We start from the raw sequence: 22,905 nt of genomic DNA, 5'->3' as shown, positions 1-22,905 counted from the left end.
TTGATCCTCGACGGACGCCCGATGCGCGTTCCAGGTCGAGCGCACCTGCCGCGGCCCGAAGCCGAGCAGCAGCGGGCTTTCCGGCCGCAGTCCCGCAATCGCCGGGCGCGCGGCTCGGTGGACCACATCGAAACTCCTGTGGAGGAGGCAGCGTTGACGCCGCTTTCGGTCCTGGACCTCGCACCGGTGTCCGCCGGGAGCACCGCTGCCGAGGCGCTGCACGACACCGTCGACCTCGCGCGGCACGTCGACCGCCTCGGATATCGACGCTTCTGGCTGGCAGAACACCACCTGGCGCCCGGGGTGGCATCGTCATCTCCCGCGGTGCTGATCGGCTCCGTGCTCGGCGCCACCGGCCGGATCCGGGTCGGCTCCGGTGCCGTGCTGCTCGGCCTGCACACGCCGCTGCGCGTCGCCGAGGACTTCGGCACCCTCGCGCACCTGCACCCGGATCGCGTCGACCTCGGCCTCGGGCGTTCCGGGCTGGCCAAGGCCGCCGAGCTGGCCACCGCACGACAAGGGGCGCCGCGACCGCTGGAATCCCGAGTGGTGGACGGTTTGCCGGTGCCGCGCGCGGCGCTGCGCCCGGGTTCGCGGGCGGCGGCCGAGCGGCTGGCCGCGCACTCCCGGCTGCTCGGCGCGAACGGCGGCGACGACGACTACGGCGAACAAGTCCGCGAAGTCCTCGCGTGGCTGGATGGCACGTTCCTCGACGGCGACGGGTTGCCCGCGCGGGCGGTGTCCGCGGAAGGCGCGTCGTTGCAGGTGTGGATCCTGGGTGCCAGCGCGGGCCAGAGCTCGCGGACGGCGGGTGAGCACGGGCTGCCGTTCGTCGCGAACTATCACACGGTACCGGGCGCGGTACTGGAAACCGCCGCCTCGTACCGGGAATCCTTCCGGCCTTCGGCCCAGCTGGCCGAGCCGTACCTGATCGTCTCGGCGGACGTGCTGGTCGCCGAGGACGATGCGACCGCGCGCCACCTCGCCGAACCCTTCGCGGAGTGGGTGCACGAGATCCGCTACGGCGAGGGCGCTCCGCCGTACTCGACGCCTGCGGATTCGGCGGGCCGTGGCTGGACCGAGGGCCAGCTGGAAGGGGTCGCCGACCGGTTGCAGACCCGCATCGTCGGCTCCCCGGAAACCGTCGTGGAACGGCTGGACGTGCTGCGCCGCGTCACCGGCGCGGACGAGCTGCTGATCACCACGATCACCCACGGGCACCGGGATCGGCTGCGGTCTTTCGAGCTGCTCGCCGAAGCCTGGGCGCAGCGCTGATCGGCCGCGGACTCGCCGGGCCGCGGGCAGGTGCCGCGGCTGTCAGCACAACGGCGAGATCGCCGTCGGGTAGGCGATCGTGGATGTCGCGCTGGTGATGTTCTCCGGCTCGTGCCGCGGCGGCCAGATCCCGCGCGCGAGCGCGTCGCCCCGGATCTCCTGGCGCGCCTTGAGGTCCGGGTACGGCCAGACGTGGGTGATGCGGGGTGCCCCGTCCAGCGCGAACATCGCCGTCGTCAGCGGATACATCCGGGTTCTTCGCGGTAGTGCGTCGTGCCATCCCGACATCGTGGGCGTCAGCCCGCCGATTCTGAGGTGGTAGGTGTGGAACTCGTAGACCCCGCCGAAGTGTCCGGTCTGGATCGGCGGCAGGTACGGGAACGGTGCGAACGTCTCGATGTGGAACCGTTCCAGGTGCGCCCCGATGCCGAACGGGTCGCCGGTGGTCAGCACCCGCTGCCGTTCTTGGGCGATCTGCTGGGCATCATCGAATTCCCGCAGCAGCAACAGGTCGCCGCCGTCCGCGCCGTGCTCGGTCTCCCAGCAGCCCAGCAGCCGTCCTCGGGTGCCGTCGCTGGTGTAGATTTCCAGCGCGGTGAGGGCGTCGGAAATCGCCCCCGGCTTCATCGACAGCGTGGTGAGTTCGTGGAGCTGCATCCGGTTCCTTCCTCGGACTGGCCGCGAGGTGTTCGCGCGGCGGCGCGCCGCGGTAGCGTACTGAGCGCGTCAATGATCCGTTGTGGACAGGTCCCGTTCAGTCGAACCTGAGACGATCTCAAATTTTGCGTTCGGCCGCGTCAGCCGCGGAAATGCCGTGGTGGTGCCGGTTTCGCGCGAATTCGCCCGAGCCGCCGAGCCGCTGTGCCGCCGATGTCCGTCCTCATCGGACAAGGGTTTTCCCTCGGTTTCGGCTAGCGGTGTTGCGCCGCCGCGGACAGATCCGGCACGACGTTGTCGATCAGGTGCGGAATCGCCAGCACACCCGGTTCGCGCAACGCCAGCCAGGAATCCGCGAGCACCGGCAGGTAACCGCCGCGCCGCACCACGTTCAGATTCCGGAAAACCGGGGAACTCTCCAGCTGCGGGCGCAGGGCCGGATCCGGGTAGGAAGTCAGCAGCACGTCGGTGTCCACTCGGTGCAGGCTTTCCGCGCTCAGCTGAGCGGAGAATCCTTTGCCCGGAAGATGTTGTGCGGCCGAGGCGAACCGCATTCCGAATTCTGCGAGCGTGCGGGCTGTGACGTCGCGCGGTGTGCGGATCACGCCGAGCCCGCCCGGGCTGTGCGCGAGCGTGATCGCGAACTCCGCGCCTGCCAACTGCGGGTGCGCCGCCGAAGCATCCCGGATTCGACGCTCCACATCGGACACCAGCTCGTCCGCTCGGACGGATTCGCCCAACGCTGCGCCGACCTGCCGCGTGGTGGCCTGCCAAGGTTCCTCGTCCGGCGCGGTTTCGAATGCCGTGGTCGGCGCGATCGCCGACAGCGCCGGGTATTCGCGGTCGATGTAGTAGTCGCTGCCCGCCAGGATCAGGTCCGGGTGCAAAGCGGCGACGGCTTCGGCCGAATATCCCTCGGAGGTCGGCCGCAGCGTCGTGGGGTGCCAGTCGGGACGCCGCTGCCACGGCGGCAATTCCGCCGACAACGGCAGTCCCACCCCTACTGGTCGCACGCCCAGCGCCAGCGCCGTGTCCACGTCGGCAGGACCGAGCGCGACCACTCGCGCCGGATGTCGCGGCACGAACGCCGTGCCTAGCCGATGCGCCACCGGAGTCCGCGGCTCGGCGGGCGGCGGAGCGGTCCCCGCGCACCCGCCGAGCAGGACCAGCAGCAGCAACACCGCCGCCACGCGTTTCGTTCCGGAGGGCTGAGCACGTCCCGCAGCGATCACGCGAGTAAGGCTACCCTTGCTCGCGGCTCGGGCGGGAGCGCCGGATTCCGGCCGAGCGGGCTCGTGCCGGTCGCTCGGCCGCAATCCCGCAGCGAGGAGCCGCCGCCATCGGCCACGCGATCTCCGGCCGGGAATCCTCAGCCCTGCACCGGTTCCAGCACGAACACCGGGATGACCCGCTCGGTCTTGGTCTGGTACTCGGCGTACTGCGGGAACGTCTCCACGGCCCGATCCCACCAGCGGGCGCGCTCGTCGCCTTCGGCCAGGTGCGCGCGGTACTCCCGCACGTCGGCGCCGTCCTGCAGCCGGACCAGCGGGTTCGCGCGCAGGTTGTGGTACCAGTTCGGGTTCTTCGGGGAGCCGCCGAGCGAGGCCACCGCGGCGTACCGCTCGCCGTCGCTCACCCGGATCACCGGTGACTTGCGGACCGCCCCGCTCTTGGCTCCCTCGGTGGTCAGCACGACGCACGGGTACCCGTTGATCGTGCGGCCCTCCGCGCCGCCGGTGGCCTCGTAGCGGGAGACCTGGTCGGCCACCCAGTCGAACGTGCTGGGGGCGTATTCGCCTTGGAAGGACATGCGGTTTCCTCCTGCCGATCGGTAGTGCCCGCGCAGCGGGTCCACAACCGGCAACGCCTGCGGGGCTGCGAACAATCCCGGCACGTCGGCGCGGTCCGGGACGGCGGGCCGAATTCTTTCGGCATCCATTGTGGACGGAACTGGTGCCGCGCGGAACGCACCGCCTTCGGCGAGTCGGCCCGAATGCGGAGCCGATCTCGCGGGGGTCGTCGGCCGCGCCACGTTTCCGGGAATCGATCTTGGTCGACGGTCACCGAATCATAGGTTACTGTGACACATGTGTGGATAGACGTCCTCCTGCTGGCGAATCTGGCCGAACAGCCGTGCCACGGATACGAACTCCGCAGGAGGGTCGAGCACAGCACCGGCTACGCCCTGTCCAACAACTCGCTGTACCCGGCGCTGCGACGATTCACCGAAGCCGGGGCCGTCACGCGCACCCAGGAGCCGCAAGAGGGCCGCCCGCCCCGGCACGTCTACGAACTCACCGACGTAGGGCGGGAATTGCTGCACGACATGCTCGCCGACCTGCCCGAGGAACTCGCGCGGGACGAGCCGGAGTTCATGTCGCGGCTGGCGTTCTTCGACTGGCTCACCCCGGACGAACGGCTGCGCGTGCTCGACGCGCGCCGCAGCGCCTTGAAGAACCGCCGCGAGCGGATCGCCGCGTTCTGCGCGCAGGCCGAGCCGGGCGGCTGGAGCCACGAGGCGCTGCGCGAGACGAGCCGCCGCATCCACGCCGAACTCGACTGGCTCGACCAGGTGCGCACCGGCGCGCCTGATGGTCCACCGCGAAAAGAGGAGATCGGATGACCGCGCCCGCCCTGCCGCAGCTACCTTTCGACCGTCCGAACGTGCTGGAACTGGCCCCGCTCTACGACGTGCTGCGGCGGCAGGCGCCGATCTCCCGGGTGCGCACGCCCGCCGGTGATCAAGCGTGGCTGGTGACCTCCTACGACGAGGCTCGGGTGCTGTTCGCCGACCCGCGGTTCGGCCGCTCGCACCCGGCGCCGGAGCGGGCCGCGCGGATCTCGAACGCCGCGATCATCAACGGGCCCACCGCCGACTACGACACCGAACGCGCCGAGCACACCCGGATGCGCAAGCTGCTCACGCCCGCGTTCTCCGCGAAGCGGATGCGGCTGCTGACCGATCACGTGCGGGAGATCGTGGACGAGCGCCTCGATGCGTTGCAGGCGGCGCACGACCGGGCACCGGGTGAACCGGTGGACCTGCACGAGCACCTGTCGTTCCCGCTGCCGGTCCGGGTGATCTGCGGCCTGCTCGGGGTGCCGTTCGCCGACCGCGAGTACTTCCACGGCCTGTCGGACCGGATGAACCGGATGAGTTCCGGTGACGACCCGCAGGACGCTGCGGAGGAGTTCCGCGCCTACATGGGCAGGCTCGCCGAGGCCAAGCGCGCCGAACCGGGCGAGGACGTGGTCTCCGACCTCGTGGCCGCGCAGCGGGACGACCCGGACTTCGACGACGCGGAGATGACGAAACTGGCCCGCGGGCTGCTGTTCGCCGGGCACGAGACCACGGTCAACCAGATCGACATCGGTGTGCTGATGCTGCTGACCGATCCGGCGCGGCGGGATGCGTTCGCCGCCGACCCGGAAGGTCTGGTGCAGCAGACCGTGGAGGAGATGCTGCGGTTGTCCGCGCCGGGTGGGCTCGGCCTGCTGCGGTACGCGCACGAGGACGTCGAGATCGGCGGTGTGACGATCGAGACCGGTGACGCGGTGGTGATCTCGCAGGCCGCGGCGAACCGGGACGCGGCGGTGTTCGCGGACGCGGAGGACTTCGACCCGTCGCGGCGGCCCAACACGCACCTGGCCTTCGGGCACGGCGCGCACTTCTGCATCGGTGCGAGCCTGGCCCGCACCGAGCTGCGGGTGGTGTTCACCGCGCTGTTCCAGCGCTTCCCGCAGCTGCGCCTCGGCGTCGGGCTGGACGAACTGGTGGTGCGCAGCGACCGCGTCACCGGGGGAGTCGAGGGGCTGCCCGTCACCTGGTGAGCACGCTGCGCGGGCGGACCGCTCGTCCCGATCGGACGAACGGTCCGCTCGCTGGTCAGCCGAGTTCGGTGAGCACCCGGTCGACGATGGTGTTGCGGGCGAGTCCGTAGCGTTCGTGCAACGTGGGCAGTGCGCCCGCGTCCAGGAACTCGTCCGGCAGCGAGATCGGTGCGACCCGGGTGCCGCGGCCGGCTTTGACCAGCTCGGCGGCCAGCGTCTCGAACAGCCCGCCGACCACGGTGTGGTTCTCCAGCGTGACCACCAGCCGGTCGCCCGCTGCTTCGGCGAGCACGGTCCCGGTGTCGAACGGTTTGATCGTGGGACTGTGCACGACCGCGACGTCGACGTTGTGCGCGGCCAGGTCCTCGGCTGCCTGCAGCGCCCGCATCGTCATCAGTCCACTTGAGACGAATACGACGTCGTTCCCGCCGCGCAGCACGGAAGCCTTGCCCAGCTGGAAGGTGTGGTCGTACTCGTCGAGCACGGTCGGCACCTTGCCGCGCAGCAGCCGCAGGTACGTCGGTCCCTGCGATGCGGCCAACTGCGGCACCGCCTGCTCGATGTCCACCGAGTCGCACGGGTCCACAATGGTCAGATTCGGCATCCCGCGGAAGATCGCGACGTCCTCGGTGGCCTGGTGGCTCGGCCCGTATCCGGTGGTCAAGCCGGGCAGGCCGCCGACGATGTTCACGTTCAGGTTCGGCTCGGCGATGTCCAGGCACAGGAAGTCGTAGGCGCGCCGGGACGCGAACACGCTGTAGGTGGAGGCGAACGGCACCAGGCCGACCTCGGCCATCCCGGCGGCCGTGCCGAACAGCAGCTGTTCGGCCATGCCCATCTGGAAGTACCGATCGGGGTGTGCCTCGGCGAACACGTGCATGTCGGTGTACTTGCCCAGGTCGGCGGTGAGCCCGACGATCCGCTGGTCGCGCTCGGCCGCGGCGGCCAGCGCGTGGCCGAACGGCGCCGGAGCGGTGCGCTGGTCGGCATCGGCGAACGACGCGATCATCGCCGAGGTGGTGAGGCGCTTCTTGGTGGGCGTGCTCATCGTGTCGTCGCTCCTTCGCCGTCGGTCAGCTGCTCGCGGCACTGTTGCCACTCGTGCTCGTCGATGCGCATGAAGTGCGCCTTCTCGCGGGTTTCCAGCAACGGGACGCCGCGTCCGATCCGCGTGTCGCAGAGGATCACCGACGGCCGCCCGCGCGAACTCGCCTGCTCCGCGGCGGCGTCGAACGCGGCAAGCAGCGCTTCGACGTCGTTGCCGTCCACGCGCTGGGTGAACCAGCCGCAGGCGGCCCACTTCTGCTCGGCGGGTTCGATGCCGAGCACGCCGGCGGTCTTCCCGTCGGCTTGCAGCGCGTTCATGTCCACCATCGCGGTCAGCGCGCCGAGTTCGTGGTGCGCGGCACCCATGGCGGCTTCCCAAGTGGAGCCCTCGTTCAGCTCCCCGTCGGAGAGGAAGTTGAACACCCGGGCCGGGTTGTCCTGGTGCCGCAGCCCGAGCGCCATCCCGACGGCCACGGTCAGCCCGTGCCCGAGGGAGCCGCCGGAGATCTCCATTCCGGGCGTGTAGGTCGCCATCCCGGACATCGGCAGCCGCGAGCCGTCCGAGCCGTAGGTCTCCAGTTCGTCCACCGGAACGGTTCCCACCTCGGCCAGCGCGGCGTACAGCGCGATCGCGTAATGCCCGGTGGACAGCAAGAAACGGTCGCGTTCGGACCAATGTGGATCGTCGGCTCGCAGCCGGAGCTGGTCGACGTAGCTGACCGCGAGCATGTCGGCGACGCCGAGCGCTTGGCCGACGTAGCCCTGCCCTTGCGCCTCGCCCATGTTGAGGATGTGGTGGCGCATCCGGTACGCGGCGGCGCGCACCCGCGCGGCCCGTTCCGCGAGTTCCGGACTCGCGGTAAGCGGCTGGTCCACTGTGGTCATGGTATTCCTTCCTCTTGTAGCGGAGTCGGAATTCGTTGCAGCGAGGCCGCAATCGGCGACCGGTCCGAATCCGGGCAGCACGACGCGGCGCGCCGTGCGGGCGCGGGGGAGTTCGCCGCTGTCAGCGGCCGGTCAGCGAGGACCACACCTCGAAATGGCGTCGCATGGCCGTTCGGGCGCCTTCGCCGTCGCGTTCCGAAACCGCGTCGACGATTCCGTAGTGGACGGTGTCGATGGCCCGGGTCTGGCCCGCTTTCAGGGTTTCCTGGCGGACCGCGGTGTGCCTGCGCTCGACCACCTCGTCGCGCAGCACGTGACCGAGCCCGTCGTGCAGCATCGTGAAGATCGGGTTGTCCACAATGACGAACAGGTGCCGGTGGAACTCCAGGTCCGCCTCCAGCGCCCGGTCGTCCGCACCGGCGGCGCTTGCCTGCACCATTTCGTCGACCAGACCGCGCAGCGTGTCGACGTCGTCGGCGGTGGCCTGCCGGGCGGCGGCCTCGGACATCGAGATCTCCAGCATTTCCCGGGCGGCGCGGAACTGGCCACCGCCGAGCTGGCCGAGTTCGCTGGAGAGGTCGAAGTACAGCTGCAGGAAGCTCGCGTCCGGCACGCCCAGGTAGGAGCCGCGGCCCTGGGTCCTGGTCAGGAACCCCATCGTCTCCAGCATGGACAGCTGTTCGCGCAGCGAGCCGCGGCTGATCTCCAGCGAGTCCACCAGCTCCCGCTCGGTCGGCAGCCGCAGGTTGCCGGTGCCGGGCTCCTGGTTCGCCTGCTCGGCGAGGCTGCGCACCAGATACGCGAGATCGACTCCCACCGGAACCTCCCAGGCCGACTTGGTAGGACCAATGCCGAAAACCTAGTTACCAGCCTGAGCGCCTGTCAACGCTTTGGTTAAACCTTTTCGTTCCCGGTCCGGACGACGACACGCCCGGCGCTCACCCGGACGGAGCGGACCGCGTGGAGCGAAGGACTCCTTCTACCGAACGGGCGACGAGGTCCTTCACTCCGAACCGGTGGGGGTGCGGCGCAGCGCGTCCGGGGTGAGGGAAGCGGGGGAGGTGTGGCCGCTGAGGCCGAGGGTCAGGTCGAACTCGGCGACTATGTCGGCGACCGCGTCGTGTGCGCCGTCCGCGCCGTTGACGGCGAGCCCGTACAGCTAGGGCCTGCCGACGGCGACCGCATCGGCACCCAGCGCGAGTGCTTTGAACACGTCGGCGCCGCCGCGGATGCCGCTGTCGAACAGCACCGTGAGCGCATCACCGACGACGGGCGCGATCTCGGCGAGCGCGTCCAGCGCGGCGATCGAGCCGTCCACCTGCCGCCCGCCGTGGTTGGACACCACGATTCCGTCCACTCCGGAGTCGGCCGCGCGCCGCGCGTCGTCCGGGTGCAGCACGCCCTTGAGCACGATCGGCAAGTCGGTGCGGTCCCGCAGCGTGGCGATGTCCGACCAGCCCAGGGACGGCCGCGAGTAGGTGTCCAAAAAGGTCTGAACTGCCGCCCGCGGTTCCGGTGAACGCAGATTTCCCAGCAGCGAGCCGGGAAAACGACGACTCATCGACAGCAATGCGCGGATAGCCGAGAGCGTGACCGAAACCGCTGAGCCACTGTCCTTTCCGGACTCGACCCGTTCGCGGATCATCTGCCGGAACCGCGGATCCGATGTGTACTGCGCGATCCCGCGTCCTTGGGCGAACGGCAGCGAACCGAGGTTGAGGTCCTGCGGCCGCCACCCGAGCAGCGTCGTGTCCAGCGTGACGACGATCGCCTCGGCGCCGCAGCGCTTCGCCCGGTACAGGAAGCTGTCGACCAGCTCCTCGTCGGTGCTCCAGTACAGCTGGAACCACCGCGGCGCGTCACCCATGGCAGCGGCGCACTGCTCCATCGGCGCGCAGGCCTGGCTGGAGAACACGTACGGCAGGCCGAGCCTTGCCGCGGCGGTGGCGATGCCGATGTCGGCGCTGGGATGCACCAGGTCCGCGGCGCCGATCGGGGCGAACAGGACCGGTGCGGGGACCCGGCGTCCGAACAGCTGCACGCTCAGGTCCCGCTCGGACACGTCGCGCAGCATCCGCGGCACGATCGACCACCGGTCGAAGGCGTCGCGGTTGGCGCGCATCGTCGCACCCGAGCCTGCGCCACCAGCGACGTAGGCCCAGCCCCGTGCCGTGGTCTTGCGCTTCGCGCGCCTGCTCAACGCGGCGAAGTCGGTGGGCACGGCCGGTCGTCGGCCGGAAACCCCGGCGCGGTAGATGGCCGACTGCCGGTCGCGGCCGTAACCCTGCGCGTCGGACATCTCGCAGCCCTCCCTGTCGATTTGCGGCACGACGATGTTCCGCTTTCGGGGCCCGATCATCGCCGCAGGAGCGCACCGCGTCCACACCGGGTCATTCGCCCGGCTCGCCGTACCAGCGCCACGAAGTCCGGCGCGGCAGCCCGGGCAGCTCGATCCGCCCGGTCGCCCACAACAGGCTCGGCCACGGCTCCGCTCCGGTGGACACGTCCGGGAACAACCGCTCCAGCACGAGCTCGCACAGCTCCGCGGGCGGATCCCAGTCGAGCCCGAGGCCGTGTGCCAGATCATCGGTGTGCACAAGGGTTTCCACGATTCCCATCGCTGCGAAACCGGCCGCGTCGGAGGCGCCGAAGATGTGGTGCGCGCGGACCTGCGGCGGCGTCGTGCGCACCATCGCGCTCAGCAGCGCCCCGCTCGCCTCGAGCGCCTGGAGGAGCCCGTCCGGTCCGGCACCGCGGTCGGCGTGCACGGCGTTCATCGGCCCGCCCGGGCGGCGTGCCGAGTACGAGAAGCCGATCAGGTCGTCCAGCGGGGGAGTCCGCGGGCCGAGCTGGGCCGCGTAGCCGAACAGGTCGTCGCCGAGGTGCTCGGCCGTCTCCCAGCAGTCCCATTCCAGCGCTCCGGCGGTTTCGCCCCAGGCGTCCGGCGGTGCCTGCCGCAGCAGGTCCACGGCGAGGTGCACGGCGCGGTCGAGGTGTTCAGCGGTGATGGTCGGCATGGCACGAACCTTGGCACCGACCGCGCGCCCGGGCTATTCCTTTTCGAGCCGGGCCAGGCCGCGGTACTGCGCATCGATCACTTCGGCGAGCCTGTTGAGCTGCCGCGCGAGCTGCCACCGCTCGTCCGGGCTGAATTCCGCGTAACCGGCGGCCTGCGCGCGGCGCTGGCGGGTGCGCAGCCGGTCCAGCTCCGCGGCTCCTTCGGGAGTGAGCCCGATCAGCACGCGTCGCTCGTCGTCCGGGCTGCGGCGGCGGGTGACGAAACCCTTGCCTTCGAGCTGCTTGAGCATCCGGGTCGCGGTCGGCAACGCGACGCCCGCCGCTACCGCGAGGTCGCCGACGGGCAGTTCGCCCTCGCCGGCCAGCGGCAGCACCAGTGCGAGCTGGGCGAGCGAGAGGCCGCCCGCGCCGGCGTTGGCGGCCCGCGCGCGGCGCATGGCCAGGAACAGCGCGTCGGTGGCCCGCGAGAGCTCGGATGTCCCGTCGTGCTCGGGATTTTGCGGCGCTTGCGACATGGCTGCTACCTTACCGGAAAGGTAGTTAGCAAGCTAAGTAATTCGGAGGAGACATGACCGGGCGCATCGATGTCCACCACCACGTCGTGCCGCCCCGCTACCGGCAGCGGCTCTCGCGCGCCGGCGTTTCCGCGGGCGGCCGCGGGATTCCGGAATGGAGTGCGGATGCCTCGCTGGAGCTGATGCAGCGCAACGGGATCGAGGCGGCCATCCTGTCGATCACCACTCCCGGCGTGGAGCCTTGGCTGAACGACGGCGCCCGCGAGTTCGCGCGCGAGCTCAACGAGTTCTGCGCCGGGCTGGCTGCGGAACATCCCGGACGCTTCGGATTCTGGGCCACGTTGACGTTGCCGGACGTGAACGGTGCGGTGCACGAGGCCGCCTACGCGCTGGACGAGCTGCACGCGGACGGAGTGGTGTTGCTTGCCAACAGCAACGGGACTTACCTCGGCGATCCGGAGTTCGACCCGTTGATGGCCGAATTGGACGCTCGTGCGGCTGTGGTGTTCGTGCACCCGTCCGCGCTGCCCGCCGAGCCCGTTCCCGGGGTTCCGCCCTATGCGGCGGATTTCCTGCTCGACACCACCCGGGCGGCGGTGAACCTGGCTGCCCGCGGCGTACCGCGCCGGTTCCCGAACCTCAAGATCATCTTGCCGCACGCGGGCGGGTTCCTGCCGTACGCGGCCGAACGCATCGCCGGTTCGCTCGCCCTCGACGATCCGAGCCGTGATGCCGGGCAGCTGTTGGCGGACCTGCGCGGCTTCTACTTCGACACCGCGCTGTCGGCCTCCGAGTACTCGCTTCCGGCGCTGACCCGGTTCGCCGAGCTCGGGCACGTGCTGTTCGGCAGCGATTTCCCCTACGCCACGGCAGAAATGGCGACCTGGTTCACCGGCAAGCTGGACGCCTGGGACGGAATCGACCACGCCGAAGTGGACCGGGTCAACGCCGGGCGGCTGTTGCCCCGGTTCGGTTGACGCCGGTTCCCGGACGTGCGCCCGGCGGTCAGAGCCAAGATCCCGGTCAGCAGAATACGATTCTCGGATGAAGAACAAGCCGCCGTACGCGCTCAGCTCCGTTGACAACGCGTTGCTGCTGCTGCAACTGCTGCGCGACCAAGGTGGACTCCGGGTCAGCGACGCGGCAGAAGAGCTCGGCATCGCCCGTTCCACGGCGCACCGGCTGCTTTCCATGCTGGTGTACCGCGATTTCGCGATCCAGGACGACAGCCGGACCTACGTTCCCGGCCCGGCGCTGGCGGCCGGCCGGGTCTCCGGGCGGCCGAACCAGCTCCTGCGCCGCGCGGTTCACCCGCACATGGACGCGCTGTGCGAGCGGGTGCAGGAGACGGTCAACCTGCTCGTGCGGGTCGGCACTCAGACAAGGTTCCTCGCCTCGGTCGAATCGACGCGGCTGCTGCACGTCGGCGATCGGCAGGGCGGAGTCCTGTCCGCACACCTTTCCTCCGGTGGCAAGGCGCTGCTCGCGGAACTGGCGCAGGACCAGCTCGAACAGCTCTACCGCAGGGAAGGGGATGCCGACCGGTTGTCCGAGAAGGACTGGAAAGCGCTGCTGCGGGAACTTCGCCTGGTGCGCAAGCAGGGTTACTCGATCAACCGGGACAAGACCGAGACCGGGGTGTCGGCGGTGGGCGCGGTGCTGCGCGATGCGTCGGGCGAGGCGGTGGCCGCGTTCTCGGTCTCAGTGCCCTCGGCCCGATTCGACGCGCAGCGGATTCCGCACCTCGTGCGGGAAATGCGTGCCGCTGTGGCGCGGGCCGAAACGGCGTTGCACAGCACCGAGTCGCGCTGAGTTCAGCGCGAGGCCGAACGGTCCCGCGCGGGCAGCCGGTCCACCGGCACCGGCTTGCCGAAGTAGTAGCCCTGCCCCTGGTCGCACCCGATGTCGCGCAGGATCTCCAGCTGCCGCGGGGTTTCCACGCCCTCGGCGACCACCGAGAGCCCGACCGCGTGCGCCATCGCCACGATGCTGGTCACGATCGCCTCCACGTCGTCGGACTCGCCGAGGTCGGTGATGAACGACCGGTCGATCTTGAGCGTGTCCAGCGGCAGCCGCCGCAACTGCGCCAGCGAGGAATACCCGGTGCCGAAGTCGTCGATCGCCAGGAACACGCCCAGCCCGCGCAGCGCCCGCAGCATCCGCACCGCCGAGGTCGCGTCCTGCATGAGCGCGTTCTCGGTGACCTCCAGGCACAGCGCGCCCGGGGGCAGCCCGGACTCCGCCAGCGCGGCCCGCACCTTCGACTGCAACCGCGGGTCGCCGAGCTGGCGCGGTGAGAGGTTCGCGTTCAGCTGCAGCGGACCGCCGTGCCGCTGGCGCAGCGCTGCGACCTCGCGGGTGACCGTGCGCAGCATGAACTCCCCGATGTTGTTGATCAGGTCGCTCTCCTCGGCCAGCGGGATGAACTCGCCGGGCGAGATCGTGCCGTGCTCCGGGTGGTCCCAGCGCAGCAGCCCCTCCACCGCGACCATCTCGCCGGTGCGCAGATCCACCACCGGCTGGTGCGCCACCCACAGCTGCTCGAGCGCGGCGGCATTGCGCAGATCCTGTTCCAGCAGCATGTGCCGCTGCACCCGCTCGCGGAGTTCCACGTCGAAGAACGCGTAGCGGCCGCGGCCCTCGGACTTGGCCCGGTACATCGCCACGTCGGCGTCGCGCAGCAGGTCCTGGGCGCTGCGGTCGTCCCCGGGCGCGGAAACGACGATGCCGACGCTGGCGTCCACGTGCAGCCGGATGCCCTCCACGTGCGTCGGCTCGGTGAGCGTGCGCAGCAGGTGCTCCGCCCGCACGCACCGCTGTTCGTCGTCGAGCTCTTCGTGCGTGGCGACCACGAACTCGTCCCCGCCGAGCCTGCCGACCAGATCGCCCTCGGAGGTGGCCCGCACCAGCCGCTGCCCGATGTTGCGCAGCACCTCGTCGCCGACGCCGTGGCCCAGCGAATCGTTGACGAGCTTGAAGTTGTCCAGGTCCACGAACAGCACCGTCATCGGGCGGGTGCGCGGATCGGCGCGGACGGTGGCCTCCAGGTGCTGCAGCACCATCGTGCGGTTCGCCAGCCCGGTCAGCGGGTCGTGCGTGGCCTCGTGCTCGAGCCGTTCGCGGGCCGCGCGGCTCTCGGTGATGTCGGTGAACGACACCAGCACCCGGTGCGGCGGCCTGTCGTCCGGGTTCAGCGCCCGGGCCGTGGTGGCCAGCCACACGCTGCTGCCGTCCCCCCGCTGCACCCGCACCACCCGCGAGTTCACCGGACGGCCGGTGCGCTGGGTGACCCGGGACGGGCGCTGGTCCAGCGGCACCACGCGGCCGGTCTCGTCGAACATCGGCCAGCTGGCCAGCTCCGACCCGACGAGCTCGGCGCGGTTCGTGCGCAGGATCCGCAGCGCCGCCGGATTGGCCGACTCGAAGGTTCCGTCCGGCCCGCCGACGAGCACCCCCTCGTCCAGCGCGTCGATGACCGTGGCGAAGTGCCGTTCGGCGCGGCGGCGCGCCGTCTCGTCCGCGCAGACCAGCACGAAGCCGTCGTCCATCTCGGCCACCGAGATCCGCACCCGCAGCGCGTGGCCGTCGACGTCGCGGTGCAGCGACTCCAGCACCCCGCCCTCGGCTCCCAGCAGGTCGGCGGGCCGCAGCGGGGCGCCGACCAGGTCGCCGACGTGCCTGCCGAACGCCTTGCCGGACGCCACCCCGTAGACCGCCTCGGCCGCCGGGTTCCAGCTGGTGACCACGCCCTCCCGATCGGTCGCGATGATCGCGTTGCTGACGTGCTGGACCAGTGCGGCCTGGTAGCGCAACGTGGCCTCGGCGGCCTTCTTGGTCGTGATGTCGCGCAGGATCACCTGCAGCGCCGGGTAGCCTTCCCAGCTGGTGCGCACCGAAACCAGCTCGACCGGGACGACTTTGCCGTCCTGGCGGGTCAGCTCGGCCTCCGATGGCTTGGTGCGGGAACCGGGCGCGGTCAGCCCACGGAGGCGTTCGTACATGGCGGTCAGCGAGCGCGGCCGCACGAACTCGGTGATCGGGCGTCCGATCAGCTCGTCGTAGCGCAAGCTGAGCATCTCCAGCGTGGAGGAGTTCGCGTAGCGCACCAGCCCGTCCTGGTGCACGCAGATCGCGTCCGGGCTCAGCTCCACCAGCAGCCGGTACCGGTCGGCCAGGTCGGTGAGGTTCTGCCGATCCTGGCGCGCCTTGGTGACGTCGCTGGCCACGCCGATCAGGTCAGCGCCGCGGTCGGCGCCCATGCGGCGCGCGTGGAAGCGCACGAACCGGGTCTCGCCGTTCGAGTCCTGCACCGGCTGCTCCAGTTCGAGGTCTTGCCAGGCATCGGTGGTGCGGGCCGAGAGCGTCAGCGGCTCCAGCAGCTGGTGCAGGCGGGTTCGCAGGTCTTCCACACCGGATCCGGGCACGCCGAGAAGGACGTCCATCCCGGACGTCCAGGCGGTTCTGCCGTCGGCGAACCGCAGCGACCACTGCACCGCACCGTGCGCGGCAAGCGCCAGGTCGAGGAACTCGTGATCCAGTCCGGCGCCGAGCGGTTCCGGATCAACGTCCATGAATCATCCAGTGCACGCCTTCCACATTGCTCGTCACCGTTGGTGGTGGCGCTCCGTCACTGATCACCGCCGGTGACATCCCAGAGTGTCAACTTACGCCGATGGCCGCCTCGCCCACAGTTTCCCATGCGCCCCACTCCGCGACTGTCCTGAGTGGTCGCCGGGAAATCACGGATGGCTCGCGAAGGCGGCCGTTCCGGACGGGACGTCCGGATTGGACCGTACGCGCGGTAGTGCGCTGCGGCGCCAGCGTGTCGATCAGATTGGTCTGTCCGAGCGAGAATCCGTGACGGTAGGTGCATGCTCTGCCCAATCGGCCCTTGAATGCTCACTCTAAAGAGGAGTCTCGATACTCCGCGATGACGGCATGTAGTTCGATCTCGATGCCTGGGAAGCATTCCTTGATCGGCGAGCTGTGGAATTCCGCGCCGCCGCGTGCCGGATCATTCCGCGGTCGATGAAACCGCGGACCGGCCAACCCGAGCGGTCCGGCGGAATCGACAAGATCGTACGACGAGAAAAGCGGATCATGTCCGGAGAAATGTGCATCGGCGGCACCGGCTACGACCGGGGAAGCGAGCCGCTCGGGGCGGTAGCGGGCGAGGTCGCCGCCCGCCGGATCCCCGGCCGCGGACCGGACCGGGGCCGCAAGGCCCGGGTGGCGCGCGTACCTCAGCCCGGGTCGGCGCGGGTGGGCACAACTCCGCCGCAGCGCCGGCCCCGCCTGCTCGGCGGGCGCAGTGAAGTCGCGGCGGTGGCACCACGTGACCGGCAGGCCGATGTCGGAACCGATCGACCGATCTGAGTCTTCGCAATACCCCGCAATGAAGATCACTCGTTCGTAGCTTCGACTGCTGGACGCTTGAATCGAAGATCGTCGGCGCAATACGCTCGGCCGGAACCGCGGTAGCTACCGCGAAAACATCGGAGGAGGCCGAGATGGTCGGTTCAGGAGCGCGCGGCCGCTGGATATTGACGGCGACGGCGGTCGGGCTGCTCGCTTTCGTTCCGTTCAGCACGGCTGCGGCCGAGAGCGCACCACGGGAACCCACGCAGCTCACGGAACGAGCGCCGGTGGGGGAGTGCCCGCAGAAGGACGGCCCGTTGCCGACGTACCTGCCGGATGACAGCGATCCCAATGCCTTCTACGCGTGCGACAAGGGAGTTCCGTACAAAAGCAACTGCCCGCCGAACCTCATCTGGGATCAAGACCTGGTGACGTGCGTTTACGAATGATTCGACGGTGCGCGGGATCGTCGACTGGCCCGGATCCAACCGGCCGGGCTCTGCGGCGGTGCCTTCTGGCCGGTTCCGGAAAGCGCGCCTTCGGAGGCACGAATTGTCGCCGACCGGCCCGCCGGGTTTCCCGCGCGGCCCGGTCACTCCACTGAGCAGGCGGCGACCTCGGCCAGGTATGCGGCTTTGCGCGGCTCGTCGAGGAAGGACGCGGTGAACGAGTTCGCGGCCAGCCCGCGCAGCTGCTCGCCGTCCACGCCCAATTCCCGCTGCACCGCGGCGAAGTTCTCCCCGACGTGACCGCCGAAGTACGCCGGGTCGTCCGAGTTGATCGTCACCAGCAGGTCCTCGGCCAGCAGCCGCGGCAAGGTGTGCACCTCCAGGCCGGGGAAGCAGCCGAGCCGGACGTTCGACAGCGGGCACACCGTCAGCGGCACCCGGTCCCGCCGCAGCCGCGCCACCAGCTCCGGATCTTCCAGCGCGCGGATGCCGTGGTCGATGCGCTCGGCGCCGAGCAGGTCCAGCGCTTCGGTCACGTACTCCGGCGGGCCTTCCTCGCCCGCGTGCGCGACCGCGCGCAGCCCGAGCGCGCGGGCGCGGCGGAAGACCTCGGTGAACTTCGACGGCGGGTGCCCGACCTCGGCCGAGTCCAGCCCCACGCCGATGATCCGGTCCAGGTGGGGCTCGGCCGCGCGCAGCACCTGCTCGGCCGACTCGGCGGACTCGTCGCGCAGGAAGCACAGGATCAACTCGGCGGACACGTCGCTGTCGGCGATGGCGCCGGTGAGCCCTTCGATCACGGTGCGCACCGGCACGCCCCGTTTGGTGTGCGCCTGCGGATCGAAGAAGATCTCGGCGTGCCGCACCCCATCTTCGGCGCATCGGCGCAGGTAGGCCGCCGCCAGATCGCGGAAGTCGGCTTCGGTGCGCAGCACCGCCATGTTCGCGTAGTAGATGTCCAGGAACGACTGGAGATCGCTGAAGCGGTACTTCGCGCGCAGCTGCTCGACCGAGGCGTGCGGCAGCGCGATGTCGTTGCGCCGCGCCAGCTCGAAGACCATCTCCGGTTCGAGGGTGCCCTCGATGTGCACGTGCAGTTCGGCCTTCGGCAAGGGAGTCGGCGCGTTCATCCGGCCGAGCATATAGCCGGGGCGCCGTCGATCGGCCCGACTCCGACGCGGCTCACACTGCTCGGCTGCGGTGCGCGGCGTCGATGACCCGGTGCAGGGAGCCGTTCAGCGCCTCCAGCTCGGAGACGTCCATGCCGAGCTGCTCGACCACCCGGTACGGGATTTCCTCCGCCTTCGCGCGCAGCGCCCGCCCGGCGTCGGTGAGTTCCGCGGTCAGCAGCCGCTCGTCGTCCGCGCTGCGCCTGCGGGTGAGGTACCCGACCGTCTCCAGCCGCTTGAGCAGCGGGGACAACGTTGCCGAGTCGGCCTGCAAGGTGTTGCTGAGGTCTTTGACCGAGCGCGGGGAGGACTCCCACAGCGCGAGCATGACGAGGTATTGCGGATGGGTCAGGTTGAGCGGTTCGAGCAGCGGCCGGTACAGCGCGATGACGCTGCGGGAGGCGACCGACAGCGCGAAGCAGACCTGCCGATCGAGCGCGAGGGGATCCTCGCCCAGGTCGACCTGCTCCATGCGGCACCGTCCTTCCTGCTCGCCGATCACCACGTTAGCATCGCACGCAGAACATTAGTGCATTAACGATTAGTGCCTTCGACGGCGGCAGCGCCTTCGACGGCGCTGCCGGGCTCGGCCCGCCGGTGCGATGGGAGCGGTGCGCGATGGGTGCGTCGAAGCGGGTTCGGCCCAACCCGGTGCTGTGGATCTGGTACGCCTACGGCGGCCGGTTGCCGCAGCGGTATTCCGAGTGGGTGTTGCACGACGTCAGCGCCCGCACGTGGATGGTGCGGCACGCGTTGCGCAGCCTCGTGCAGCTCTCCCCGGGCCTGCTGTTCCTGCTGATGCCCGGCCCGTTGTGGATCAAGGCGATGGCGTTGCTGGGCGGGGTGATCCTCGGGCTGTGGTACTCGCTGGCCTACGCCGAGTTCACCGTCGAACACCGGGCGCACAAGCAGGGATATCCGCTGGGCGCAGCCCGGCGGACGCGCGAAGAGGCGAAGGCGAAGCTGCGCGCCGAGCAGCACGAGCGCTACGCGGCGATTTACCGCGACAGCGAGCAGTAGTCCGCCGAACCCTCTTGCGCACGCACGTCCCGCATGATTCATGCTGGTTAACCGCCGTCCGCGGCCTCGGCAGGGCCGGACGGCGGTCCGCACCGAGGGTGCCCGGATCGCGCGGTGCGCGGCGGGCGGAGCACGAGAGGAAGGCAGCGAGATGACCACGACGCTCGGCACCTTGATCACCGCGATCGTCACCCCGTTCGACGAGGAGCTCAAGGTCGACGAGGAAGCCTTCGTCGCGTTGCTGCACCACCTGGTCGACAACGGTTCGGACGGCGTCGTGGTCTGCGGAACCACCGGTGAGGCGGCGACGCTGACCAACGCCGAGCACCTGCGGATGGTCGAACTGGCCTGCCAGGAACGCCCCGCGGGCTGCAGCGTGATCGCCTCCACCGGTTCCAACGACACAGCGCAGGCGTGCCGGATGACCCGGCAGGTCACCGAACTCGGCGCCGACGGCATCCTGTCGGTCACGCCGTACTACAACCGCCCCAACCGGCGCGGCCTGGTGCGGCACTTCAGCGAGGTCTCGCGGGCCACCGACAAGCCGGTGGTGCTCTACAACATCCCGTCGCGAACCGCCACGGACATGCCCAACGACCTGCTGGCCGAGCTCGCGCAGATCGAGCGGGTGGACTACGTCAAGCAGGCCAACGACGACAACCTCGCGCTGGTCGACGGGCTCGGGGTGTACGCGGGCAACAACGAGACCTTCGCCCGCACCCTCGACATGGGCGGAGCGGGCGGCATCGTGGTGGCCAGCCACGTCGCCGGGCCGCAGATGCGGCAGATGATCGTCGAGCCGCAGCGCCGCGCCGAGCTGGACGCCGCGCTCAAGCCGCTCTACTCGGCGCTTTCGGTGACCACCAACCCGATCCCGGTGAAGGCGGCGCTGAACCTGCTCGGGCACCGCGCGGGCGGCCTGCGGCTGCCGCTGGTCGAGGCGGACGAGGCCGAGACCGAGGTGGTGCGCGCCGCGCTCCTGGAAACGGGCCTGCTGGCCGGGGACTGACGATCAGTCCGGGCCCGCAGGCTCGGCGGGTCAGCAGGGACAGCGGGGCGGCCGGATCAGCAGGACCGGACGACCGGCAGGCCCGGGTGGCCGGCGGGACCGGGCGAACACCAGGGCGGCAGGACCAGCGCAGTCCGACGATCTGCGCGGCCGCCCTTTCGGCGGCGACCGCGCGGACCGCTCCGCTGAGCCGGACCGGCGATCCTCAGCGCGCCGCCTTGGCCGGTTCTGCAGCGGGCAGCACGAAGTCGTAGCCGGACTTCCGCCCGCGCGGCACCGAGACCCGCCCGGCCGCGGGCACCGCGCCGGGCGCGGAGGCCACCACCGTGACGAACCGGTCCGGCAGGTCGTGCACCTCGTAGCCGCCGTCGGCGTCGGTGTCCACCCGCGCGATCTGCTCACCGGCCGAGTCGGTCACGGTGACCACCGCGGAACCCGCGGCGGCTCCGCCCGCGTGGCTGATGGTGCCGACCAGCGTCCGGTGGTGCGCGGGCAGCGGCGGCTCGAAGGACGGGTCGACGACCGCGCCGCTGTCGTCCTTGTGCTCGTAGGAACCGGCGGAGTCCACCGCCTCCGGATCGTTCTCCGCGGCCCGCTGCGCCCGCAGCTGCGTGAAGATCACCAGCGTCACACCGATCAAGCACCACGCGGCCAGCCCGATGACGCCGGGCGCGACGCGTGCCCCGCCGAAGTACAGCACCCCGCGGATCGAGTCGACTGCCTGCCCGAGCGGCAGCAGCGGGTGCAGGTGCTGGAAGAACGTCGGCACCAGCTCCTTCGGGATGGCCCCGCCGCTGGAGGGCATGCTCAGCAGCACGAACAGCGTCATCGCCACGCCCGGGATGAACTGCTTGACCAGCGGCACCAGCCCGAACGCGGTCCAGGCGATGCCCTGGGTCAGCAGGAACCCGATCAGCATCACCAGCGGATTCGGCGGGATCACCCCGATGGTCGCGCCGAACGCGAAGCAGAACACCGCGGCGAACGCGCCCACTCCGACCAGCGACAGCAGCTTCTGGCGGGTGGTGAGTTCGGCGCGCAGCAGCACCATCACGGTGACGTAGGGCGGGATGTTCATCGCCATCAGCAGGTAGAACAGCCCGGTGCCCATCACGTCGCCGGCGGCGGTCGGGGCCAGGTCGTGCAGCGACAGCGCGTGCCCGCTCGCGGCGGCGACCGGCGCGAACATCTTCTGCAGGAACTGCATCAGCGCCGCGCCGTTGGCCTTGCCGTAGAACAGGTCGCCGGTCGCGGGGTCGTAGGCGGCGACCGCCTGCCGGTCGGTCACCGCTTGCCGGGCCTGTTCGGCGGTGTCCACGGCGCTGACGTCCACCCCGCCGGGCATGGCCTTGTCGAACGAGGCGCTCAGCTGCGTTGCGGTCTGCTCGCCGACCGCGACCACCGGCATGTCGTGCGGTGCGGGCGCGTGGAACGGCAGCAGGTAGAAGACCATGAACCCGACTACGAAGAAGATCGGGAACCACAACGCCGACGCCAGGGTGCGCGCCAGCGACGCCGGCTGCTCCTCGGACACTGCTCCTCCTTGTGCTCGTTCACGGCGCGCGGTTGGCGGCGCGCGAAGGCCGGCTCGGCGGCGGTGCCGGCGGCGGAATCCCCAGTGCAGAACTTCGCCGATCTTAGCATTATCTGCATCGGGTGCAATAATGCAGTCCTGCAAGTTGTTTGTCCGGTATGGGGTGAGTGCGACCGGAGCCGCGGGCTCGGCCGCAACTACCATGAACGGCCCGGCGTGCATCCGGTCGCGGCGGATCGTGAAGGGGAGCACCAGGATGTCCAGGACGACGGCGCCGAGCAGCGCCTCGCGCGCCTCCGGGGAAGCGCCCGGCGAGGGCCTGCGCGAACGCAAGAAGCGCGCCACCCGGCAAGCTCTGCAGCAGGCCGCGGTCAAGCTGTTCCGGGAACGCGGCCCGGCCGCGGTCACCGTCGAGGACATCTGCACGGCGGCGGAGGTCTCGCCGCGCACCTTCTTCAACTACTTCACCGCGAAGGAAGAGGTGCTGGTCCCGTGGGACCCGGCGACGGTCGCGGGCGCCCCGGAGCGCATCGTGGCCCGCCCGGCGGACGAGTCGCCGCTGCGGGTGCTGCAGGTGGTGCTCGACGACGCGCTCGACACCGCGATGGCGGGTCCGACCTGGCGCGATCAGGCGCTGGTGCTGCGCGATCATCCGGAACTGGTGAGCAGGGTAGCGCTGGCATCGCGGGACTTGGAATCCGCGCTGTGCGACGGGCTCGGGCAGCGGATCGGGACCGGTCCGGACGAGTACGTGCGGCTGCTGGCCGCGACGGCGGTCACCGCGCTGCGGGTCTCCATCCAGTGCTGGCAGCAGGCCGATGCGGACGCCATGCTGCGCGACTTCCTGCAACGCGTGTTCCAGCGGCTCGCCGACGGCCTGCAACCGTAACTCCCGCACGATCTTGGCGGAGTGAACGGCCCCCTCGCCCGATCTATTGGGACGAACGGTCCGTTCGCTCGAAAATGTCCCTCGGGCGGAGGCATCTGCTGGTCGCCTGCGTGTAGGCGCCGGCGGACGGATCTCTTGCCTGGCCGGATTGGTCGAATGGCCCGTGCGGTCCGGATGGGGCAGCGGGCGAGCGTTGGCCGGACCGGCCGCGGTACGACTGATCGGCGGAAACGTGCCGCCGTTTGCGCG

Annotated in this window: 22 protein-coding genes and 1 pseudogene; 9 read left to right on the top strand and 14 right to left on the bottom strand. The window is 70.3% G+C overall.

The window, feature by feature from the left end; genetic code table 11:
* Nucleotides 1-21 precede the first annotated feature (21 nt).
* Complete coding sequence (locus tag V1457_RS26320; protein WP_200072198.1) at nucleotides 22-1,275, top strand: MsnO8 family LLM class oxidoreductase; 1,254 nt, start codon at nucleotides 22-24, stop codon at nucleotides 1,273-1,275.
* 42 nt (nucleotides 1,276-1,317) lie between these two features.
* On the opposite strand, the gene V1457_RS26315 is transcribed toward V1457_RS26320, so the two are convergent.
* The 3 genes from V1457_RS26315 to V1457_RS26305 all read right to left on the bottom strand — a co-directional run bounded on the left by V1457_RS26315 (nucleotide 1,318) and on the right by V1457_RS26305 (nucleotide 3,742).
* A complete protein-coding gene (locus V1457_RS26315; protein ID WP_200072199.1) occupies nucleotides 1,318-1,932 on the bottom strand; it encodes an NIPSNAP family protein in 615 nt (204 codons plus the stop codon).
* Nucleotides 1,933-2,186: 254 nt separating this feature from the next.
* Nucleotides 2,187-3,122 (bottom strand): iron-siderophore ABC transporter substrate-binding protein, encoded by a 936-nt coding sequence (locus tag V1457_RS26310; protein WP_338597589.1) that lies wholly within the window; start codon nucleotides 3,120-3,122, stop codon nucleotides 2,187-2,189.
* A 179-nt stretch (nucleotides 3,123-3,301) separates the two neighbouring features.
* Nucleotides 3,302-3,742 (bottom strand): nitroreductase family deazaflavin-dependent oxidoreductase, encoded by a 441-nt coding sequence (locus V1457_RS26305; RefSeq protein ID WP_295139330.1) that lies wholly within the window; start codon nucleotides 3,740-3,742, stop codon nucleotides 3,302-3,304.
* Nucleotides 3,743-4,021: 279 nt separating this feature from the next.
* Here V1457_RS26305 and V1457_RS26300 point away from each other — a divergent pair, with 279 nt between their 5' ends.
* Nucleotides 4,022-4,555 (top strand): PadR family transcriptional regulator, encoded by a 534-nt coding sequence (locus tag V1457_RS26300; RefSeq protein WP_200072202.1) that lies wholly within the window; start codon nucleotides 4,022-4,024, stop codon nucleotides 4,553-4,555.
* A complete protein-coding gene (locus V1457_RS26295; protein ID WP_200072203.1) occupies nucleotides 4,552-5,763 on the top strand; it encodes a cytochrome P450 in 1,212 nt (403 codons plus the stop codon). The genes V1457_RS26300 and V1457_RS26295 overlap by 4 nt, the downstream gene beginning before the upstream one ends.
* A 55-nt stretch (nucleotides 5,764-5,818) precedes the next feature.
* Here V1457_RS26295 and V1457_RS26290 read toward each other — a convergent pair whose 3' ends face one another.
* The 6 genes and pseudogenes from V1457_RS26290 to V1457_RS26265 form a co-directional block, all read right to left on the bottom strand.
* Nucleotides 5,819-6,811 (bottom strand): transketolase C-terminal domain-containing protein, encoded by a 993-nt coding sequence (locus V1457_RS26290; protein ID WP_338597585.1) that lies wholly within the window; start codon nucleotides 6,809-6,811, stop codon nucleotides 5,819-5,821.
* A complete protein-coding gene (locus V1457_RS26285) occupies nucleotides 6,808-7,695 on the bottom strand; it encodes a transketolase (protein ID WP_200072205.1) in 888 nt (295 codons plus the stop codon). The genes V1457_RS26290 and V1457_RS26285 overlap by 4 nt, the downstream gene beginning before the upstream one ends.
* Before the next feature lie 121 nt (nucleotides 7,696-7,816).
* The gene (locus V1457_RS26280) at nucleotides 7,817-8,512 is read right to left on the bottom strand and encodes a FadR/GntR family transcriptional regulator (RefSeq protein WP_200072206.1); all 696 of its coding nucleotides are present in this window, start codon (nucleotides 8,510-8,512) and stop codon (nucleotides 7,817-7,819) included.
* A 186-nt stretch (nucleotides 8,513-8,698) separates the two neighbouring features.
* A pseudogene (locus tag V1457_RS26275) lies at nucleotides 8,699-9,994 on the bottom strand (lactate 2-monooxygenase).
* Nucleotides 9,995-10,085: 91 nt separating this feature from the next.
* Nucleotides 10,086-10,712: a maleylpyruvate isomerase N-terminal domain-containing protein gene (locus V1457_RS26270; protein ID WP_338597583.1), complete on the bottom strand. Its 627-nt coding sequence runs from the start codon at nucleotides 10,710-10,712 to the stop codon at nucleotides 10,086-10,088.
* A 33-nt stretch (nucleotides 10,713-10,745) separates the two neighbouring features.
* Nucleotides 10,746-11,228 carry a MarR family winged helix-turn-helix transcriptional regulator gene (locus V1457_RS26265; protein WP_200072207.1) on the bottom strand — a complete coding sequence of 161 codons (483 nt, stop codon included), beginning with the start codon at nucleotides 11,226-11,228 and terminating at the stop codon, nucleotides 10,746-10,748.
* A 53-nt stretch (nucleotides 11,229-11,281) separates the two neighbouring features.
* Between V1457_RS26265 and V1457_RS26260 the strand changes: the two genes are divergently transcribed.
* Nucleotides 11,282-12,205 carry an amidohydrolase family protein gene (locus V1457_RS26260; RefSeq protein WP_338597580.1) on the top strand — a complete coding sequence of 308 codons (924 nt, stop codon included), beginning with the start codon at nucleotides 11,282-11,284 and terminating at the stop codon, nucleotides 12,203-12,205.
* Between the two features lie 67 nt (nucleotides 12,206-12,272).
* On the top strand, nucleotides 12,273-13,040 hold the full coding sequence (locus tag V1457_RS26255) for an IclR family transcriptional regulator (RefSeq protein ID WP_338597578.1): 768 nt from the start codon (nucleotides 12,273-12,275) through the stop codon (nucleotides 13,038-13,040).
* Nucleotides 13,041-13,042: 2 nt separating this feature from the next.
* Here the strand turns inward: V1457_RS26255 and V1457_RS26250 are convergent, their stop codons facing one another.
* Together V1457_RS26250 and V1457_RS26245 are read right to left on the bottom strand one after the other, a co-directional pair.
* Nucleotides 13,043-15,799, bottom strand: coding sequence for an EAL domain-containing protein (locus V1457_RS26250; RefSeq protein WP_338597576.1), 2,757 nt, complete (start codon nucleotides 15,797-15,799; stop codon nucleotides 13,043-13,045).
* A gap of 328 nt (nucleotides 15,800-16,127) precedes the next feature.
* On the bottom strand, nucleotides 16,128-16,634 hold the full coding sequence (locus tag V1457_RS26245) for a hypothetical protein (protein WP_338597575.1): 507 nt from the start codon (nucleotides 16,632-16,634) through the stop codon (nucleotides 16,128-16,130).
* A gap of 104 nt (nucleotides 16,635-16,738) precedes the next feature.
* Between V1457_RS26245 and V1457_RS26240 the strand changes: the two genes are divergently transcribed.
* A complete protein-coding gene (locus V1457_RS26240; protein ID WP_338597573.1) occupies nucleotides 16,739-17,035 on the top strand; it encodes a carbohydrate-binding module family 14 protein in 297 nt (98 codons plus the stop codon).
* Nucleotides 17,036-17,178: 143 nt separating this feature from the next.
* Here the strand turns inward: V1457_RS26240 and V1457_RS26235 are convergent, their stop codons facing one another.
* Nucleotides 17,179-18,165: an adenosine deaminase gene (locus V1457_RS26235; protein WP_338597571.1), complete on the bottom strand. Its 987-nt coding sequence runs from the start codon at nucleotides 18,163-18,165 to the stop codon at nucleotides 17,179-17,181.
* A gap of 52 nt (nucleotides 18,166-18,217) precedes the next feature.
* Nucleotides 18,218-18,676, bottom strand: a complete 459-nt coding sequence (locus tag V1457_RS26230) for a MarR family winged helix-turn-helix transcriptional regulator (RefSeq protein ID WP_295150950.1) — start codon at nucleotides 18,674-18,676, stop codon at nucleotides 18,218-18,220.
* A 146-nt stretch (nucleotides 18,677-18,822) separates the two neighbouring features.
* On the opposite strand from V1457_RS26230, the gene V1457_RS26225 reads away from it, so the two are divergent.
* Together V1457_RS26225 and dapA are read left to right on the top strand one after the other, a co-directional pair.
* Nucleotides 18,823-19,224: a DUF5313 family protein gene (locus V1457_RS26225; protein WP_338597568.1), complete on the top strand. Its 402-nt coding sequence runs from the start codon at nucleotides 18,823-18,825 to the stop codon at nucleotides 19,222-19,224.
* 151 nt (nucleotides 19,225-19,375) lie between these two features.
* A complete protein-coding gene (gene dapA / locus V1457_RS26220) occupies nucleotides 19,376-20,233 on the top strand; it encodes a 4-hydroxy-tetrahydrodipicolinate synthase (RefSeq protein WP_338597566.1) in 858 nt (285 codons plus the stop codon).
* Nucleotides 20,234-20,438: 205 nt separating this feature from the next.
* Here the strand turns inward: dapA and V1457_RS26215 are convergent, their stop codons facing one another.
* Complete coding sequence (locus V1457_RS26215; protein WP_338597564.1) at nucleotides 20,439-21,767, bottom strand: carboxypeptidase regulatory-like domain-containing protein; 1,329 nt, start codon at nucleotides 21,765-21,767, stop codon at nucleotides 20,439-20,441.
* Nucleotides 21,768-22,023: 256 nt separating this feature from the next.
* On the opposite strand from V1457_RS26215, the gene V1457_RS26210 reads away from it, so the two are divergent.
* Complete coding sequence (locus V1457_RS26210) at nucleotides 22,024-22,656, top strand: TetR/AcrR family transcriptional regulator (RefSeq protein ID WP_338597562.1); 633 nt, start codon at nucleotides 22,024-22,026, stop codon at nucleotides 22,654-22,656.
* Nucleotides 22,657-22,905 lie beyond the last annotated feature (249 nt).

Origin of the sequence: Saccharopolyspora sp. SCSIO 74807 (assembly GCF_037023755.1) — a bacterium.
GTDB classification, from domain to species: domain Bacteria; phylum Actinomycetota; class Actinomycetes; order Mycobacteriales; family Pseudonocardiaceae; genus Saccharopolyspora_C; species Saccharopolyspora_C galaxeae.
Note: the sequence above shows the minus strand (reverse complement) of the source record. Positions and strands in the feature narration are given on the sequence as shown.